Annotated in this window: 17 protein-coding genes; 2 read left to right on the top strand and 15 right to left on the bottom strand. The window is 69.8% G+C overall.

The window, feature by feature from the left end; all coding sequences use genetic code 11:
• Window positions 1-74: 74 nt before the first annotated feature.
• Both ACS5Q7_RS07935 and ACS5Q7_RS07930 read right to left on the bottom strand, forming a co-directional pair.
• Complete coding sequence (locus ACS5Q7_RS07935) at window positions 75-1,151, bottom strand: phytoene/squalene synthase family protein (protein ID WP_478338787.1); 1,077 nt, start codon at window positions 1,149-1,151, stop codon at window positions 75-77.
• Complete coding sequence (locus ACS5Q7_RS07930; RefSeq protein WP_478338786.1) at window positions 1,132-2,652, bottom strand: phytoene desaturase; 1,521 nt, start codon at window positions 2,650-2,652, stop codon at window positions 1,132-1,134. Before ACS5Q7_RS07930 ends, ACS5Q7_RS07935 begins: the two co-directional genes overlap by 20 nt.
• Before the next feature lie 181 nt (window positions 2,653-2,833).
• Between ACS5Q7_RS07930 and ade the strand changes: the two genes are divergently transcribed.
• Complete coding sequence (gene ade / locus ACS5Q7_RS07925) at window positions 2,834-4,552, top strand: adenine deaminase (RefSeq protein ID WP_478338785.1); 1,719 nt, start codon at window positions 2,834-2,836, stop codon at window positions 4,550-4,552.
• A gap of 110 nt (window positions 4,553-4,662) precedes the next feature.
• Entirely contained in the window at window positions 4,663-5,088 is a 426-nt protein-coding gene (locus ACS5Q7_RS07920; protein ID WP_478338784.1) for an organic hydroperoxide resistance protein, read from the top strand.
• Window positions 5,089-5,159: 71 nt separating this feature from the next.
• Here the strand turns inward: ACS5Q7_RS07920 and dprA are convergent, their stop codons facing one another.
• The 13 genes from dprA to petA all read right to left on the bottom strand — a co-directional run bounded on the left by dprA (window position 5,160) and on the right by petA (window position 16,155).
• The gene (gene dprA, locus ACS5Q7_RS07915; RefSeq protein ID WP_478338783.1) at window positions 5,160-6,338 is read right to left on the bottom strand and encodes a DNA-processing protein DprA; all 1,179 of its coding nucleotides are present in this window, start codon (window positions 6,336-6,338) and stop codon (window positions 5,160-5,162) included.
• Between the two features lie 7 nt (window positions 6,339-6,345).
• Window positions 6,346-6,951, bottom strand: coding sequence for a glycerol-3-phosphate 1-O-acyltransferase PlsY (plsY, locus tag ACS5Q7_RS07910; protein WP_478338782.1), 606 nt, complete (start codon window positions 6,949-6,951; stop codon window positions 6,346-6,348).
• Window positions 6,948-8,252: a dihydroorotase gene (locus ACS5Q7_RS07905; protein ID WP_478338781.1), complete on the bottom strand. Its 1,305-nt coding sequence runs from the start codon at window positions 8,250-8,252 to the stop codon at window positions 6,948-6,950. Before ACS5Q7_RS07905 ends, plsY begins: the two co-directional genes overlap by 4 nt.
• Window positions 8,249-9,043: an imidazole glycerol phosphate synthase subunit HisF gene (hisF, locus tag ACS5Q7_RS07900; RefSeq protein WP_342166295.1), complete on the bottom strand. Its 795-nt coding sequence runs from the start codon at window positions 9,041-9,043 to the stop codon at window positions 8,249-8,251. The genes ACS5Q7_RS07905 and hisF overlap by 4 nt, the downstream gene beginning before the upstream one ends.
• Before the next feature lie 19 nt (window positions 9,044-9,062).
• Window positions 9,063-9,539, bottom strand: a complete 477-nt coding sequence (locus ACS5Q7_RS07895; protein WP_478338780.1) for a DUF29 domain-containing protein — start codon at window positions 9,537-9,539, stop codon at window positions 9,063-9,065.
• Between the two features lie 37 nt (window positions 9,540-9,576).
• Complete coding sequence (gene hisA / locus ACS5Q7_RS07890) at window positions 9,577-10,320, bottom strand: 1-(5-phosphoribosyl)-5-[(5-phosphoribosylamino)methylideneamino]imidazole-4-carboxamide isomerase (RefSeq protein WP_243958172.1); 744 nt, start codon at window positions 10,318-10,320, stop codon at window positions 9,577-9,579.
• 34 nt (window positions 10,321-10,354) lie between these two features.
• Window positions 10,355-11,017 (bottom strand): imidazole glycerol phosphate synthase subunit HisH, encoded by a 663-nt coding sequence (gene hisH, locus ACS5Q7_RS07885; RefSeq protein WP_478338779.1) that lies wholly within the window; start codon window positions 11,015-11,017, stop codon window positions 10,355-10,357.
• 16 nt (window positions 11,018-11,033) lie between these two features.
• Window positions 11,034-11,519: a DUF2628 domain-containing protein gene (locus ACS5Q7_RS07880; RefSeq protein ID WP_478338965.1), complete on the bottom strand. Its 486-nt coding sequence runs from the start codon at window positions 11,517-11,519 to the stop codon at window positions 11,034-11,036.
• A 16-nt stretch (window positions 11,520-11,535) separates the two neighbouring features.
• Window positions 11,536-12,123: an imidazoleglycerol-phosphate dehydratase HisB gene (gene hisB, locus ACS5Q7_RS07875; RefSeq protein ID WP_463848002.1), complete on the bottom strand. Its 588-nt coding sequence runs from the start codon at window positions 12,121-12,123 to the stop codon at window positions 11,536-11,538.
• A gap of 85 nt (window positions 12,124-12,208) precedes the next feature.
• A complete protein-coding gene (locus tag ACS5Q7_RS07870; protein WP_478338778.1) occupies window positions 12,209-13,084 on the bottom strand; it encodes an S-methyl-5'-thioadenosine phosphorylase in 876 nt (291 codons plus the stop codon).
• A gap of 274 nt (window positions 13,085-13,358) precedes the next feature.
• On the bottom strand, window positions 13,359-14,267 hold the full coding sequence (locus tag ACS5Q7_RS07865) for a cytochrome c1 (protein ID WP_478338777.1): 909 nt from the start codon (window positions 14,265-14,267) through the stop codon (window positions 13,359-13,361).
• 14 nt (window positions 14,268-14,281) lie between these two features.
• Complete coding sequence (locus ACS5Q7_RS07860; RefSeq protein WP_478338776.1) at window positions 14,282-15,568, bottom strand: cytochrome b; 1,287 nt, start codon at window positions 15,566-15,568, stop codon at window positions 14,282-14,284.
• Window positions 15,569-15,582: 14 nt separating this feature from the next.
• Window positions 15,583-16,155: a ubiquinol-cytochrome c reductase iron-sulfur subunit gene (gene petA, locus ACS5Q7_RS07855; RefSeq protein ID WP_478338775.1), complete on the bottom strand. Its 573-nt coding sequence runs from the start codon at window positions 16,153-16,155 to the stop codon at window positions 15,583-15,585.
• Window positions 16,156-16,208: the final 53 nt, after the last annotated feature.

Genomic DNA, 16,208 nt, shown 5'->3' with positions numbered 1-16,208 from the left:
TGCGAACGCAGTGAAGCAATCCAGCAGCGCCACGCTGCCCTGGATCGCTTCGCTCTCGAAGACGAAGGTGAGACTTACCGCGCGATCTCCGATTGCGCGGCGCGGGCGAAGGCCTCGCGCTCGCGCAGGCGCTCGATCAGGTCGAGGACGTGGAGCACACGGCCGCGCAGGTCCCACCACGAGGGGAGGCCGCGCGGTTTGCGCGGCGCCGGATGGGCTTCCACCGCCGCCACGAGGAACGCCGTCTGCGCCAGGGGCGGCAGGGCGAGACCCGGCCCCATCGAGCGCGGCAGCGCGGCATTCAGGGCGTGACCGAGCTTGGCCAAGCCACCGATCCGCGCCCGGCGGGTCACGCTGTCATGCCCGTTACGGCGCACGGCGAAGCCGATCTGCGCATAGATCCGCGAGGCGGCACGGATCGCCGGACGACAGCGCGGCGGCAGGGCGGCGATACCGGATTCGGCGCGGGCGTAAAGGCCATCGGCCTCGGCGAGCAAGCGCTCCACGACCTGCGCCAGGGCCGGCGATGGGCGCGGATCGGCGAGGAACTCATCCGCGTCGAGACCGGCTTCCGCCATCCAATCGAGGGGCAGGTAGAGGCGCCCCATCCGCGCGTCCTCACCCACGTCGCGGGCGATGTTGGTGAGCTGCATCGCGGCACCGAGATCGCAGGCGCGGGCCAGCGCATCCGCATCGCGCACGCCCATGATGAGCGCCATCATCGCGCCCACCGACCCGGCGACGCGGGCGGCGTAGGCGTGCAGTTCGCCCAGGTCGGCGTAGAACCGCCCCTGCGCATCCCATTCCAGCCCCTCGACCAGGGCGAGGGGCAGCGCATCGGGGATGGCGTGGGCCGTGACCGTGGCGGCGAAGGCGCGGTCGGCCGGATGATCCGTGGGCTGGCCGGCATAGGCGAGGCGGATGCGCTCGCGCAGACGGGCGACGGCGAGATGCCGGTCGCGCGCGCCACCGGCTTCGTCCACGAGATCGTCCGCCAGCCGGCAGAAGGCGTAGAGCGCGTGCGCGGGCTCCCGCACCGCCTGCGGCAGCAGCAGGCCGGCGGCGTGGAAGCTCTTCGAGCCGGCGCGAATCGCCGTCGCGCAGGCGGCGCAATCGTCCAGGCGGATCGGTTCAGGCCGTGACACGGGCATCCGGCACCACGCGGTCGAGAATACGGGCGGAGGAGAGCACGCCGGGCAGCCCGGCCCCCGGATGGGTGCCGGCACCGACGAGATAGAGATTTTGCACCGAGGAGCGATTGTGCGGCCGGAACCACGCGGATTGCGTCAGCACCGGCTCCAAGCCGAAGCCGGAGCCACGATAGCTCAGGAAGTCGTCCTGGAAGTCCTGCGGCGTCGTGAAGAAGCTGGTGACGAGTTCGGCGCCAAGCCCCGGCAGCACGCTCTCCTCCAGCATCGCCTCGATCCGGCGGCGATAGGTTTCCCCCAGCGCCGCCCAATCCTGCCCGCCCGCGAGGTTCGGCACGGGGGCCAGCACGTAGAAGCAATCCTGGCCCGGCGGGGCGAGGCTGTCGTCGGTGGCGGTCGGCCGGTGGAGGTAGAGGCTCGCATCCTCCGCGAGCACCTTCCGGTCGAAGATGTCGGCCAGCAATTCGCGGTAGCGCGGCCCGAGCAGGATCGTGTGGTGGGCGACGTCCGGGTAGCGGCGACGGGTGCCGAAATACCAGACGAATAGCCCCATGGAGGAGCGCGCCCGCTTCATGCGGCCGGGGCTCCAGCGCAGGGCCTTGGGCAGGAGCTTGCCCTGGGTGATCGCCGAATCGGCGTTGGACACGACGACGTCGGCGGGGATCGTCTCGCCGCCCGCGAGGCGCACGCCCCGTGCCGCGCCGCCCTCCACGACGATCTCGGCCACGTCGGCGCCGAGGCGTACCCGGCCGCCCTGCCCCCGGATCAGCCGCACCAGCCCGTCCACGAGCTTGCCGGTGCCGCCCATGACGAAATGCACGCCCCAGCGCCGTTCGAGATCGGCGATCAGGCAATAGACCCCGCTCGCCTTGAACGGGTTTCCGCCGATGAGCAGGGGGTGGAAACTGAACACCGTGCGCAGCCGATCATCGCGGATGAAGCGCGACACCACCGCATGCACACTCCGGTGGCCGGAGAGGCGCAGGAGATCCGGCGCGATCTTCAGCATCGCCCGCACCGAGCCGAAGGGGACATCCCCGAGTTGTTCGAAGCCCAGCGCGCAGACCTTGCGGGCATGGGCCATGAAGCGCTCGTAGCCCGCCACGTCGTCGGGGGAGAACCGGGCGACCTCGGCGCGCATCCGCTCCGGGTCGCCGCTGTAATCGAAGGTCGCGCCGTCGCTGAAGCGGATCCGGTAGAACGGGTCCATCGGCACCATAGTCACGTCGTCGGCGATGCGCTTGCCCGCGAGCTGCCACAGCTCCTCGAACAGGAACGGCGCGGTGACGATGGTCGGCCCGGCATCGAAGGTGAAGCCGTCGCGGCGGTGGACGCGGGCGCGTCCGCCGGGCTGCTCCAGCCGTTCCAGCACCGTCACCCGGTAGCCCCGCGCGCCGAGCCGCACGGCAGCGGCCAGCCCACCGAAGCCCGAGCCAATCACCACGGCGTGCGGCCGTGGATCGCTCGTGTCCCTCGACTCCGGTCTGGCCGCGAGTGTCAACATTGCTTGACAGTGCCCGCCGATTTCACGGCGCGCAAGGGGCAAAATCTCCGGTGCGGCAGCGAGCACCAAGTTCGTCATCGCGAGCGACGCGAAGCGATCCAAGGCCGCGGGACGTTGCCAGTCGTCGCGGGTCCCTGGATTGCTTCGCTTCACTCGCAATGACGGTACGGGAGGCATTCACATGACCACGGACTTCCTCAGGCGGGCGATCCTACAGGGGGCCGGGCGCGGCGAAGCCGACCTCGTGCTCAAGAACGGGCGGTTCCTCGACCTCGTGACCGGCGACCTCGTCGCCTCGGACATCGCCCTCTGCGGCGACAGGATCGTGGGCACCTACGGCCAGTATCGCGGCGCGCGGGAGATCGACATCGCCGGCCGAATGGTGGTGCCGGGCTTCATCGACACGCATTTCCACGTCGAGTCGTCGCTGATGACCCCGCTCGCCTTTGAGCGCTGCGTTCTGCCGCGCGGCGTCACCACCGGCATCTGCGATCCGCACGAGATGGCGAACGTGCTGGGCACGCCGGCCTTCACGTGGTTCCTCGATTCCGCCGAGGCGACGGTGATGGACCTGCGGGTGCAATTGTCCTCCTGCGTGCCGGCGGCGGCGCATCTCGAAACCTCGGGCGCCTGCATCGAGGCCGCCGACTTGATGCCCTTCGCCAATCACCCGAAGGTGCTCGGCCTCGCGGAGTTCATGAACTTCCCCGGCGTGCTGGCCGGGGACGAGGGCGCGCTCGCCAAGCTCGCAGCCTTCCAGGGCCGCCCCATCGACGGGCACGCGCCACTGCTGCGGGGCGCGGCGCTCAACGGCTACATCGCCGCCGGCATCCGCACCGAGCACGAAGCGACCACGCCCGAGGAGGCGATGGAGAAGCTCTCCAAGGGCATGACCGTCTTGATCCGAGAGGGCTCGGTCTCAAAGGACCTGCACGCCCTGGCGCCGATCCTCGATGACCGCACCGCGCCGTTCCTCGCCTTCTGCACCGATGACCGGAACCCCCTCGACATCGCCGAGGAGGGGCATCTCGACTACGTGGTGCGCACGGCGATCCGCCTCGGCTGTCCTCCGCTCGCGGTCTACCGCGCGATCTCGTGGTCGGCGGCGCGGGCCTTCGGCCTGCGCGACCGGGGCCTCGTCGCCCCCGGCCAGCGCGCCGACCTCGTGATCCTCGACGACCTGCTCGATTGCGCGGTCTCGGGTGTGATCAGCGCCGGGCGCGTGGTGGACGATTCGCTCTTCGCGAGCCGTGCCCAGGTGGCGCCCATCGGCCGGGCCAGCATCCGCAACCGGCGGGTGACGGCTTCCGACTTCGCCGCGCCGGGCTCCGGCCCCTCGACGCCGGTCATCGGCGTGGTACCGGGCAAGATCATCACCCTCCGTCACGACCTCACCCTGCCCTATTCGGGCGGCGAACGGCGGATCGACCTCGGCCAGGACGCGGTGAAGGTCGCCGTGGTGGAGCGCCATGGGCGCAGCCGACCGGGGGAACGGGGCATCGGCGTCGCCTTCGTGAAGGGGTTCGGGCTGAAGCGCGGGGCCATCGCCTCCTCGGTCGGGCACGATTGCCACAACATCACCGTCGTCGGCGCCGACGAGGCCGACATGGCGGTGGCCGTGAACCGCCTCGCGGAGATCGAGGGCGGCTTCGTCGTGGCCGAGGGCGGGCGGGTGCTCGCCGAGATCGCCCTGCCGCTCGCCGGGCTGATGAGCCTCGACGCCCATCCCGCCATCGCCGCCTCGTTGCGCCGCCTGCGCGAGGCCGCGAAGGGACTCGGTGTAGTGCTGCCGGAGCCGTTCCTGCAGGTCGCCTTCCTGCCGCTGCCCGTGATTCCGCACCTCAAGATCACGGATCGGGGCCTGGTGGATGTGGATCGTTTCGCCCTGGTCGATGCGTGAGCCGTGCATGGCGGGGCTGCGCGATTTTCGATTGCGCACAATCTATATTCTGGCTATCTCGCAAACGTCCGCCATCTAAGGCGCACCGCCATTGCGCTGGGGAGATGACAATGTCCGTTGATGTGAAGTACCGCACCACCGCCACCGCCACCGGGGGCCGCGACGGCGCCGCGAAGACCGAGGACGGTTCGCTCTCCGTGAAGCTCTCCACCCCGAAGGAGCTGGGCGGCGCCGGCGGCGAGGGCAACAATCCCGAGCAGCTGTTCGCGGCTGGCTATTCCGCCTGTTTCCTCGGGGCGATGAAGTTCGTGGCGCCGCAGCTCTCGCTGAAGGTTCCGGCCGACACGACCGTCACGGCCAATGTCGGCATCGGTCCGCGCTCCGAGGGCGGCTTCGGCATCACCACCGACCTCAAGGTCAGCCTGCCGGGCCTCGACAAGGCCGACGCCGAGCGTCTGGTGCAGGAGGCGCACAAGGTGTGCCCGTACTCCAACGCCACGCGCGGCAACGTCGATGTCGGCCTGACGGTCGCCTGATCTCAGCCTGATACGCGCTCTCGCAAGCCCCTCCTTCTTCGGAAGCGAGGGGCTTTTTCGTGGGCGACGCCTCAGCGCCGCGCCAGGGCGACCATGCCGCTGCCCTGGCGCTCGATATGCCCGTCGAGTTCCAGTTCCAGCAGGATGGTTTGGACCGTCCGCACCTCGCATTCGGCCGCGCGGGCGAGTTCGTCCGTCGCCACCGGGCCGGGACCGAGGAGTGCCAGAATGCGACTGCGCTCGTCGCCGGGTTCGGGCTCCGGCTCCGGCGTCCCATCCATGGCAGGCCCCATGGGGCCGCCCTCGAAATCCAGTTCCTCCCAGAAATCCGGCTGGTCCGCGAAATCCGGACGCTTGCGGGCGGGCGCCGCCTCGGGAACCGCGCCGCGTTCGATGATCGGTCCGATCACCTCAAGGATGTGGTCCGCCTCCGTGACGAGGGTCGCGCCCTGGCGGATCAGGTCGTTGGTGCCTTCCGCGCGGGGGTCGAGGGGCGAGCCCGGTACGGCGAAGACCTCGCGGTTCTGCTCCAATGCGTATCGCGCGGTGATCAAAGAGCCCGAGCGTCGCGCCGCCTCCACCACGACGCTGCCGTAGCTGAGGCCGGAGACGATGCGGTTGCGGCGGGGAAAATCCTGGGCGCGCGGCTGCCAGCCCATCGGCATCTCGGCGAGCACGGCACCGCCCGCGTCGAGAATCGCCTCCGCGAGGGCGGCGTGGTTGGCGGGGTAGATCTTGTCGTGCCCGCCCGCCATCACCGCGACCGTACCGGTGGCGAGGCTCGCCTTATGGGCGCGGGCATCGATACCGCGAGCGAGGCCGGAGACGATGACCAGCCCGGCCTCACCGAGGTCATGGGCGAGACGATCGGTGAAGGCGCCTCCGGCCGCCGAGGCGTTGCGCGATCCGACGATGGCCACGGAGGGCCGCGCGAGGATCGCGGGATCGCCGCGCAGAGCGATGAGCGGCGGGGCGGCATCGGTGGCCCGCAGGAGCGCCGGATAGGCGGCATCCCCCGAGGCGACGAAGACGCCTCCCAGGCGGGAGAGCGCCGCCACTTCGTCCTCGGCCTGGGCGCGGCTTGGGGGTGTGACGGGGCGCCCCTTGCGCATCGACAGATCCGGCAAGGCCTCGAGGGCCGCCGCCGCGCCGCCGAAGCGGTTGATCAGTTGCCGGAAGCTGCGGGGGCCGACGCCCTCCGTGCGGATGAGGCGAAGCCAGTCGAGATGTTGCGCGTCGGAAAGGTCCATCGCGCGCTCACCCCTTCTGGCCGATCCGCCCCTCGGTGCCGGCCGCAAGACGTTTGATGTTGGGGCTGTGCTTCCACCACAGGAGGAGGCCCAGGACGACGAAGAGCAGCGCCACGGCCGGCATGCCGAGCGCCCAAAGCACGAGGGGCGTCACCGCCGAGGCAGCCAGCGCCGAGAGCGAGGAGTATTTGAAGGCGAAGGCGAGCCCCAGCCACACGACGGCGAAGGCGAGCAGCGCCGCCGGGCTGAAGGCGATCAGCAGGCCGATCAGCGTCGCGACGCCCTTGCCGCCCTTGAACCCGAGCCAGACCGGGAAGAGATGCCCGAGGAAGGCGCCGAGCCCAGCGGCCAGGGCCGGCCCCTCACCGAGCTGCGCGGCGATGAGCACGGCGGCCGTGCCCTTCAGGGCATCGCCCAGCAGGGTCGCGAAGGCCAGCCCCTTGCGCCCGGTTCGCAGCACGTTGGTCGCGCCGATATTGCCCGAGCCGATGGCGCGCACGTCGCCCAAGCCGGCGATGCGGGTGAAGATCAGCCCGAAGGGTATGGCGCCCAGCGCATAGCCGATGCCGAGGCCCGCCAGCGTCGGCAGCGTGGCGAGGTCCGAGAGGATCATGCCGCCGCCGCCAGATCGTCGACCGCATGGACGATTCGCCCGCCGACCATCGTCAGAACCGCCCCGCCCTGGAGCCGGGCCTCGTCGAAGGGCGAGTTTTTCGAGCGCGACTTCAGCCGCCGCTTGTCCACGACATAGGGCATGTCCGGGTCGATCAGCACGAGATCGGCCGGCGCGCCCTTCAGGAGGCGCCCGGCGGGCTTGCCGAGAAGCTTGGCTGGGTTCGTCGTCAAGGCCGAGAGCAGGCGCGGCAGGGAGACGTCGCCGGTATGGACGAGGCGCATCGCCGCCCCAAGCAGGGTCTCGATGCCCAGCGCCCCATTCGCCGCCTCGGCGAAGGGCAGGCGCTTGGTGTCCGCATCCTGCGGGTTGTGGTCGGAGACGATCACATCGATCACCCCCTCGGCCAGGGCCGCCACGACCGCATGCCGGTCCGCCTCGTCGCGCAGGGGCGGCGAGAGGCGGCAGAAGGTGCGGTAATGGCCGATGTCGTTCTCATTGAGCACGAGATTGTTCACCGAGACGCCGCAGGTGACGGGCAAGCCGTCCTCCTTCGCCCGGCGGACGATCTCCACCGAATCGGCGCAGGAGATCATCGCCGCGTGGTAGCGGGCTCCCGTCAGGCGCACGAGGCGGATATCGCGTTCCAGCATCACCGTCTCGGCCTCGCGGGGCACGCCCATCAGGCCGAGACGAGAGGCGAGTTCGCCCTCGTTCATCACACCCTCGGCGGCGAGGCTCGCCTCCTCGACATGCTGCATGATCAGCACGCCGAAATCGCGGGCGTAGGTCAGCGCCCTGCGCATCACCTGGGCATCGGCCACGGCGCGCAGGCCATCGGTGAAGGCCACCGCGCCGGCTTCCTGCAGCAGGCCGAACTCAGTCATCTCCTTGCCGGCGAGGCCCTTGGTGATGGCCGCCGCCGGCAGGACGTTGACGCAGGCCGTGTCCCGCGCCCGGCGCAGGACGAAATCCACGATCGCCGGCCCATCCATGATCGGGTTGGTGTCCGGCATGCAAACCAGCGTTGTCACGCCTCCGGCGGCGGCGGCGGCGCTGGCCGAGGCCAGGGTCTCGCGATGCTCGGCGCCGGGCTCGCCCACGAAGGCGCGCAGGTCGATGAGGCCGGGGGCCAGCACGCGGCCGGCGCAATCGATCCGCTTCACCCCCGCCGGGGCGCCGGGCGCTGCGCCTTCCGCGATGTCGGCGATCACCCCATCGCGGACGAGGATGGCGCCGGGCCGTTCCGCGCCGCCCGCCGGATCGAGCAGGGTCGCGTTGGCGAGAAGGAGGTCGGTCACGGGCGCGGCTCCGCGGAGGCGTCGAGGCGCATGGCGAGGCCGGCGGCGGCCATGTGCGCCTTGGCCTCGCCGATGGTGGCTTGGCCGAAATGGAAGATCGAGGCGGCGAGCACGGCGCTGGCCCCGCCCTGCGCGACGCCGGCCACGAGATCGTCGAGCCCGCCGACGCCGCCGGAGGCGATCACCGGCACGCCCACCGCATCGGAGATCGCGCGGGTGAGCGCGAGATCGTAGCCGGAGCGGGTGCCGTCGCGGTCCATGGAGGTGACGAGGAGCTCGCCCGCGCCCTTCTCAGCCACGAGGCGGGCGAAGGCGATGGCGTCGATCCCGGTCGGGTCGCGCCCGCCATGGGTGAAGATCTCCCACCGCGCCGCCTCACCGGGGGCGGAGACACGCTTGGCGTCGATGGCGACGACGATGCACTGCGCGCCGAACTTCTCCGCCGCGCGGGCCACGAGGTCCGGGTCCTTCACGGCGGAAGTGTTGATCGCGACCTTGTCGGCGCCGGCCAGCAGCAGCGCCCGCACGTCCTCGACGGCCCGCACCCCGCCGCCCACGGTGAGCGGCATGAAGCAGGCTTCCGCCGTGCGGCTCACCACATCGAGCAGGGTGCCCCGCGCCTCGCGGCTGGCGGTGATGTCGAGGAAGCAGAGTTCGTCGGCGCCGGCCGCGTCGTAGGCCTTGGCGGCCTCGACCGGATCCCCCGCATCGCGCAGGCCCTCGAAGCGCACGCCCTTCACGACGCGCCCGTCCTTCACATCGAGGCAGGGGATGATGCGGGTCTTGAGCACGGTTCCGTCCGATCGTCGGTCAGGCGTCGGGATCGATCGCGAACGGGCGGTTCATGATCACGTCCAGGGAATAGGGGCAGGTTTCGGGGAATTGCTTCAACGGCAACCCGGTCTCGTTCGAGGCCTCAATGCGCCCGAGGTCATAGGCGCGCTCGATTGCATCCGCGAGTCGCCCCTTCAGTCCGGGACTGTCCCGCAACTCGTAGACGACCCGTCGGCGATGCTCGGCGATGGAGAGCGCCCAGCTGCGGGTACCCCGTTCCGGCTGATGATCGAACTTCAGCATGTGAAGCAGCACGATTCGCAGCGCGCTCACCAGACTGGCGAACTGGCTCTTACCCAAGCTCTCGATCTCCTCGGCCAAATTCTCCAGATCGAGGCCGTCGAGGTCCCCGGCCCGCAGGCGCGCGCCCTGCTCCTGGGTCCAGGTATAGAAATCGTCCGCATACGCCGTCGTCGGTGAAACGGCTCGGGTCACAGCCTTCGCGACAGCCATCGCGCCCTCCCGGGATGATCCCATCGCCGTGATCCTATCACGGCGCAGCGTGGCGCGCCGCCGCGATCGCGGAAAGCGCCGCGATGGGATCGATGCGGCCGTCGTAGAGCGCCCGGCCGGTGATGGCCCCGGCGATCAGGGCGCAATCCGGCTCCAGCAGGCGATGCACATCGGCGATGGAGGCGAGGCCGCCGGAGGCGATCACCGGCACGGCGACGGCCTCGGCCAGGGCCAGGGTCATCTCGACGTTGAGCCCCTTCAGAATGCCGTCGCGGGCGATGTCCGTGTAGACGATGGCCGCGACACCGGCATCCTCGAAGCGGCGCCCGAGTTCCTCGGCCGTCATGCTGGAGGTCTGCGCCCAGCCCTCGACGGCGACGCGGCCGTCCTTGGCGTCGATGCCCACCGCCACCTTGCCGGGATGGAGCCGCGCCGCCTCGCGGACGAATTCGGGATCGCGCACCGCCGCCGTGCCGATGATGACCCGCGCGACGCCCTTGGCGAGCCAGCCCTCCAGGGTCTTCATGTCCCGGATGCCGCCGCCGAGCTGCACCGGCACGTCCACCGTGGCGAGGATCGAATCGACCGCCTCGGCATTGCGCGGCGCGCCCGCGAAGGCGCCGTCGAGATCGACCACGTGCAGCCACGAGAAGCCCTGCCCGGCGAAGATCGCCGCCTGGGCGGCGGGGTCGTCGCCGAAGACGGTCGCCCGGTCCATGTCCCCCTGGACGAGGCGGACGCAGCGGCCGCCCTTCAGGTCGATTGCGGGATACAGGATCACCGGGCTGTCTTTCCGTTTGGTCCCTCGGCGCCGCTCACGGGCGCCAGCGGAGGAAGTTGGCGATGAGGGCGAGGCCGAGTTGCTGGCTCTTCTCGGGGTGGAACTGCATGCCGGCGACGTTCTCGCGGGCCACGGCGGCCGTGACCGGCCCGCCGTAATCGGCCAGCATCACGGTATCAGCGGGCCGCTCCGGCGTCAGGGCGAAGCTGTGCACGAAATAGGCGTGCAGCCCGTGCTCCCCCGTTGGAATGCCCTCGAACAGGGCGTGAGGACGGGCGGCGCGTAGGGTGTTCCACCCCATATGCGGCACCTTCAGCGACGGATCGGACGGGCGGATCGGCCCGACATCGCCGGGGATCCAGCCGAGGCCGGGCGTCTGCGCATATTCGAGGCCGCGGCTGGCCAGCAACTGCATCCCGACGCAGATGCCGAGGAAGGGCGTGCCCTTGTCCTTCACCGCCCCGGTCATGGCCTCGACCATGCCGGGCACGGCATCGAGCCCCGCCCGGCAATCGGCATAGGCGCCGACGCCCGGCAGGACGATCCTGTCCGCCGCCGCCACGACCTCCGGGTCGGCGGTGAGGACGATGCGGGTGTCGTCGAGCCCGGCCTCGCGGGCGGCGCGTTCGAAGGCCTTTAGGGCCGAGTGCAGATTGCCCGAGCCGTAATCGATGATGGCGACGGTTCGTCCGGTCATGCCCGATCCCACGCCGTCACCGCCCGCCTTCGCGGGCCGGGAACAGGCCGATCACCGGCTCGGCGCGCCGCACGGGGCCACCCGGAAAGGGCGGGCGCGGCGGCGGCGGCAGGCTCGCGGGATCGAGCCAGCGGGCGAGGAGCCGCGCCTCGGCCTCGGCGGAATCGCGGGCGACGACGGCGTCGCGCAGGGTGTAGCCCCGGCGGGCCAGGGTCCAGCGGCGCAGGCTCGACGCCTCGAACCCGATCAGCACGCTGGCGAGGAGGGCGATGCCTGTCCCCGCCGCGCGGGTGAGGCCGAGCGCGTAGCCGGCGAAGGCTACGGCCGCGAGGCCGGCGAGCACGATCAGCGCCGCCACCCAGAGGCGGTGGAACAGGAACCACAGCACGCCGAAGGCGAAAGCCGGCCAGGAGAACCCATCGGGCACGATCACGGCCCGGTCGAGGGTGTCGGCCTCGCCGGGGCGAGCGTCCGGCGGCAGGTGGAGGGTGTAGCTGCGCATCCGCATCGGGCGTGTCCTACAGCGTGCCCTTGGTCGAGGGCACCCGGCCTTCCTCGCGGGGGTCGACCGCCACCGCCGCCCGCAAGGCGCGGGCCAGCCCCTTGAACAGGCTTTCCGCGATATGGTGCGCGTTCTCGCCGTACAGCGTCTCGACGTGAAGGGTCAGCCCGGCATTCATGGCGAAGGCCTGGAACCACTCGCGGACGAGTTCGGTGTCGAAGGTACCGATCTTCTCCACCCGGAACTGCGTGCGGAACACGAGGAAGGGGCGGCCGGAGATGTCGACGCAGACGCGGCTCAGGGTCTCGTCCATCGGCAGGTGGATGTCGGCGTAGCGGGTCACGCCGCGCTTGTCGCCCAGCGCCTTGGCGAAGGCCTGCCCCAGGGCGATGCCGCAATCCTCGGCGGAATGGTGCTGATCGACGTGCAGGTCGCCCACGACCTTGATGTCGAGGTCGAACAGGGCGTGCCGCGCGAGCAATTCCAGCATGTGGTCGAGGAAGCCGATGCCGGTGGCGATCGTCGCCTTGCCGGTGCCGTCGAGGGCGACGCTCACCGAGACGTCGGTCTCGGCGGTTGTCCGGCTGATGCTCGCGCTGCGCATTGTGTCCGCGTGTTGGTGGAGGCGGCGATGGCGCCGCCGGCTGCTTCTAGATGAGCCGTCGCGAAAGGGAAATCGCGGGTCGGCCTCAGCCGTTCAGCACCCGTCCCGCGATGGCGTCGAGCTTGCCGAGCAGGGCCGGATCGCGGACAGCGGGGGCCGTCATGATCGCGCCGTCGAGGGCCCGGTGCGACCCGACCGGGCACTCCTCCCGCTCGGCCGGAAAGTCGCGGGCGAGGCGCGACACGAGGCGGGCCGCCTTGTCGGCGTTGGCCCGCGCCACGGCGACCACCGCCGCCACGTCCACGGCGTCGTGGCCGGGGTGCCAGCAATCGTAGTCGGTCACCATCGCGATGGTCGCGTAGGTGATCTCCGCCTCGCGCGCGAGCTTGGCCTCGGGCATGTTGGTCATGCCGATCACGTCGAAGCCCTGCGCCTTGTAGGCGCGGGATTCGGCGAGCGACGAGAATTGCGGCCCCTCCATGCACACGTAGGTGCCGCCCCGGTGGATCGCGATCTCCTCCGCCTTGGCCGCCTGCGCGATGCGCTTCTGCAGGTTCGGACCGACCGGGTGGGCCAACGACACGTGGGCGACGCAACCGTCGCCGAAGAAGGACGAGGCGCGGCCGTGGGTGCGATCCACGAACTGGTCCACGAGGACGAAGGTGCCGGGGTGCAGCTCGTCGCGGAACGAGCCGCAGGCCGAGAGCGACACGATGTCGGTGACGCCCGCCCGCTTCATCGTGTCGATGTTCGCCCGGTAATTGATGCCCGAGGGCGAGAAGCGATGGCCTCGCCCATGCCGGGCGAGGAACACCACCTTGGTCGTGCCGATCCGCCCGATGCGCAGGGCGTCCGAGGGCTCGCCCCAGGGCGATGCGATGCGCTCCTCGCGCACATCCTCCAGGCCCGGCAGGTCGTAGACCCCCGATCCGCCGATCACCCCGAGTACCGCTGCGGTCATGCCCGATGCCCTGTCGTATCACGGTACCTTGTCGGCACCGCGCATCTCACCCGCCGCCTCATCCTGAGGTGACGGAGCGAAGCGGAGGCCTCGAAGGAGCCCTCCAGAACACGCTACGCGACCTGGAGCCCTCCTTCGAGGCCCGCTGATGCAGGCACCTCAGGATGAGGTCAGGAGCAGGATCGGCGTCGCGAAGCGGTAGCATGATGGCCCCGCCCAAAAAAGACGGGCCTCCCCGAAGGGAGGCCCGCATCGTCCGTGGAATGTGGCCGGCTTACCAGGCCTTGTGCAGTTCCGGCTGGAGGCCGTGGACCTCGCCGCCAACATCCGCCCAGACCTTCTTCTTCACGTAGTAGAGAAGGCCGGACAGGATGATGAGGAACAGGATCACCCGGAAGCCGAGGGCCTTGCGGTCCATCATGTGAGGCTCGGCGGCCCACATCAGGAAGGCGCCGACATCCTTCCCGTACTGGTCCGTCGTCTCCGGCACCACCGGCTGGCCCTTGTCATCCTTCGGATAGGTGACCTGACCGTCCGAGATGGGCGGCGGCATCGCGATGATGTGGCCCGGATAGTAGAGGTTGTAGTGGCCGCCCTCGGGAAGGGCGAAGTCCTTCGGGGCATCCTTGTAGCCGTTGATGAGGCCGTGGATGTAATCCGGCCCCTGCTCGGTGTAGCCGACGAAGGGCAGCCAATCGTAGAGGAAGGTCAGGTTGCCGCGCGAGAAGGTCCGCGCCTTGGCGATCACCGAGAAGTCCGGCGGCGCCTTGCCGCCGTTCGCGGAAGCGGCGGCCTGATCGTTCGGGAAGGGCGGCGGGAAGGTGTCCGCCGGGCGGCCCGGCCGCTCGAACATGTCACCCGAATCGTTCGGACCGTCCTTCACCTGATAGGACGCGGCCAGCGCCTTCACCTGCGACGCCGAAAAGTGCGGGCCGCCTTCCTGCGTGAGGTTGCGGAAGGAGACGAGCTTCATCGAGTGACAGGCGGAGCAGACTTCCTTGTAGACCTGGAAGCCGCGCTGCAACTGCGCCTCGTCGAAGCGGCCGAACATGCCGGCGAAGCTCCAGTTCACCCGCGGCGGCACCGGGCCGCCATGGGCATCCTCGGCCCGCACGGGCGCGCCGAGGAGAAGGGCCGCCATCGCGGCGGCGAGGGTCGTGGAGAGGACGCGGGTCATGGCCATCGTGTCGTCGTCCCTCAGCCCTTGACCTGCGGTGCCGCTGCGGCGCCCGCCGGCATGCCCGCGCCCGAAATCTGTCGGCCCGGCCCGGTCACGCTCTCCACGATCGATCCCGGAAGGGGCTTCGGGGTTTCGAAGAGGCCGCAGAGCGGCATCACGATCAGGAAGTGCGCGAAGTAATAGGCGGTGCAGACCTGCGCGGCGAGCACGTAGCCACCCTCGGGCGGCTGCGAGCCGAGCCAACCGAGGAGGAGGCACACACCCAGGAACACCCACATGAACTGCCGGTAGATCGGGCGGTAGTTGCAGGAGCGGATGCGCGACGTGTCGAGCCAGGGCGCGAAGGCCAGGATGATCACCGCCGAGAACATCAGGATGACGCCGCCGAGCTTGCTCGGGACCGCGCGCAGGATCGCGTAGAACGGCAGGAAGTACCATTCCGGCACGATGTGCGCGGGCGTCACCGCCGGATTGGCCTGGATGTAGTTGTCCGCATGGCCGAGGTAGTTCGGCATGAAGAACAGGAACCACGCGAACAGGATCATGAACACCACGGTGGCGAACACGTCCTTCACCGTCGCGTAGGGGGTGAAGGGCACCGCGTCCTTGCCCGACTTGATCGGGATGCCGGCCGGGTTGTTCTGCCCCGTCACGTGCAGCGCCCAGACGTGCAGGACGACGACACCCGCGATCATCCAGGGCAGCAGGTAGTGGAGGGAGAAGAAGCGGTTCACGGTCGGGTTGCCGACGGAGTAGCCGCCCCAGAGCAGGCTCTGGATCGTATCGCCGACCACCGGGATCGCCGCCAGGATGTTGGTGATGACGGTGGCGCCCCAGAAGCTCATCTGGCCCCACGGCAGGGTATAGCCGAGGAAGGCCGTGGCCATCATCAGCAGGTAGATGATGACGCCGAGGATGTAGAGCACCTCACGCGGGGCCTTGTACGACCCGTAGTAGAGCGCCCGGAACATGTGGACGTAGACCGCCACGAAGAACATCGACGCGCCGTTGGCGTGCGCGTAGCGCAGCAGCCAGCCGTAGTTCACGTCGCGCATGATCTTCTCGACGGAGTTGAAGGCTCCGGTCGCGGACGGCTCGTAATGCATCGCCAGCCAAACGCCGGTGATGATCTGGATGCCGAGGAAGGCGGCGAGGATCGCGCCAAAGGTCCAGAAGTAGTTCAGGTTCCGGGGCACCGGATACGCGATGAACGACGAATGGACGAGGCCGACGATCGGCAGCCGCGATTCGAACCATTTGGCGACGCGGCTCTTCGGGACGTAGGTGCTGGCGGTTCCGCTCATGTCTGCCTCTACCCTCAGGCCTCGCCCTTGCCGCCGGCGGGTTCGCCGATGCGGATCTTCGTATCCGACTGGAAGGCGTAGGGTGGAATCGGGAGGTTGATCGGCGCGGGTCCGTGGCGAACGCGGCCCACCGCGTCGAACTGCGAGCCGTGGCACGGGCAGGCCCAGCCCTCGAAATTGCCCTGGTGGCCGATCGGCACGCAGCCCAGATGCGTGCAGTTGCCGTAAACCACCAACCACTGGTCGTGGCCGTTCTTCACGCGCGTATCGAAGGCGGCCGGGTCGATCTGCTGGTTCAGCGGAACGGCCTTCATGTCCGTGACCTCCTTCGAGGTCAGCTTGCGCACGAAGATCAGCTTGCCGCGCCAGAAGACGTTGACGATCTGCCCGTCCTGGATCGGCGAAAGATCGACTTCGATCGGCGCGCCGGCCGCGATCACGTCGGCATCCGGCGCCATGGAGGAGACGAAGGGCCACGCGACGGCGGCGGCGCCGACGGCGAGTCCGGCTCCCGTCGCGAGGAACAGGAAATCGCGACGGCTGCCGTCGTGGGACGCATCGGCGGGAGCGGCGGTTGAGTTCGCCAAGGGCTCAGCACTCCGAGGTCGTGTGTCACGGGTCGGATCCGCCGGGAGGCGGC

It is taken from the genome of Methylobacterium sp. Gmos3 (genome assembly GCF_056430985.1).
Note: the sequence above shows the minus strand (reverse complement) of the source record. Positions and strands in the feature narration are given on the sequence as shown.

What these genes read in the sequence shown, in the direction of transcription:
- hisH (WP_478338779.1), bottom strand. Translation starts at nt 11,017, where the DNA reads ATGACCGGACGAACCGTCGCCATCATCGATTACGGCTCGGGCAATCTG.
- ACS5Q7_RS07865 (WP_478338777.1), bottom strand. Translation starts at nt 14,267, where the DNA reads ATGGCCATGACCCGCGTCCTCTCCACGACCCTCGCCGCCGCGATGGCG.
- ACS5Q7_RS07860 (WP_478338776.1), bottom strand. Translation starts at nt 15,568, where the DNA reads ATGAGCGGAACCGCCAGCACCTACGTCCCGAAGAGCCGCGTCGCCAAA.
- hisB (WP_463848002.1), bottom strand. Translation starts at nt 12,123, where the DNA reads ATGCGCAGCGCGAGCATCAGCCGGACAACCGCCGAGACCGACGTCTCG.
- ACS5Q7_RS07880 (WP_478338965.1), bottom strand. Translation starts at nt 11,519, where the DNA reads ATGCGCAGCTACACCCTCCACCTGCCGCCGGACGCTCGCCCCGGCGAG.
- ade (WP_478338785.1), top strand. Translation starts at nt 2,834, where the DNA reads ATGACCACGGACTTCCTCAGGCGGGCGATCCTACAGGGGGCCGGGCGC.
- ACS5Q7_RS07930 (WP_478338786.1), bottom strand. Translation starts at nt 2,652, where the DNA reads ATGTTGACACTCGCGGCCAGACCGGAGTCGAGGGACACGAGCGATCCA.
- ACS5Q7_RS07870 (WP_478338778.1), bottom strand. Translation starts at nt 13,084, where the DNA reads ATGACCGCAGCGGTACTCGGGGTGATCGGCGGATCGGGGGTCTACGAC.
- dprA (WP_478338783.1), bottom strand. Translation starts at nt 6,338, where the DNA reads ATGGACCTTTCCGACGCGCAACATCTCGACTGGCTTCGCCTCATCCGC.
- plsY (WP_478338782.1), bottom strand. Translation starts at nt 6,951, where the DNA reads ATGATCCTCTCGGACCTCGCCACGCTGCCGACGCTGGCGGGCCTCGGC.
- ACS5Q7_RS07895 (WP_478338780.1), bottom strand. Translation starts at nt 9,539, where the DNA reads ATGGCTGTCGCGAAGGCTGTGACCCGAGCCGTTTCACCGACGACGGCG.
- ACS5Q7_RS07935 (WP_478338787.1), bottom strand. Translation starts at nt 1,151, where the DNA reads ATGCCCGTGTCACGGCCTGAACCGATCCGCCTGGACGATTGCGCCGCC.
- ACS5Q7_RS07920 (WP_478338784.1), top strand. Translation starts at nt 4,663, where the DNA reads ATGTCCGTTGATGTGAAGTACCGCACCACCGCCACCGCCACCGGGGGC.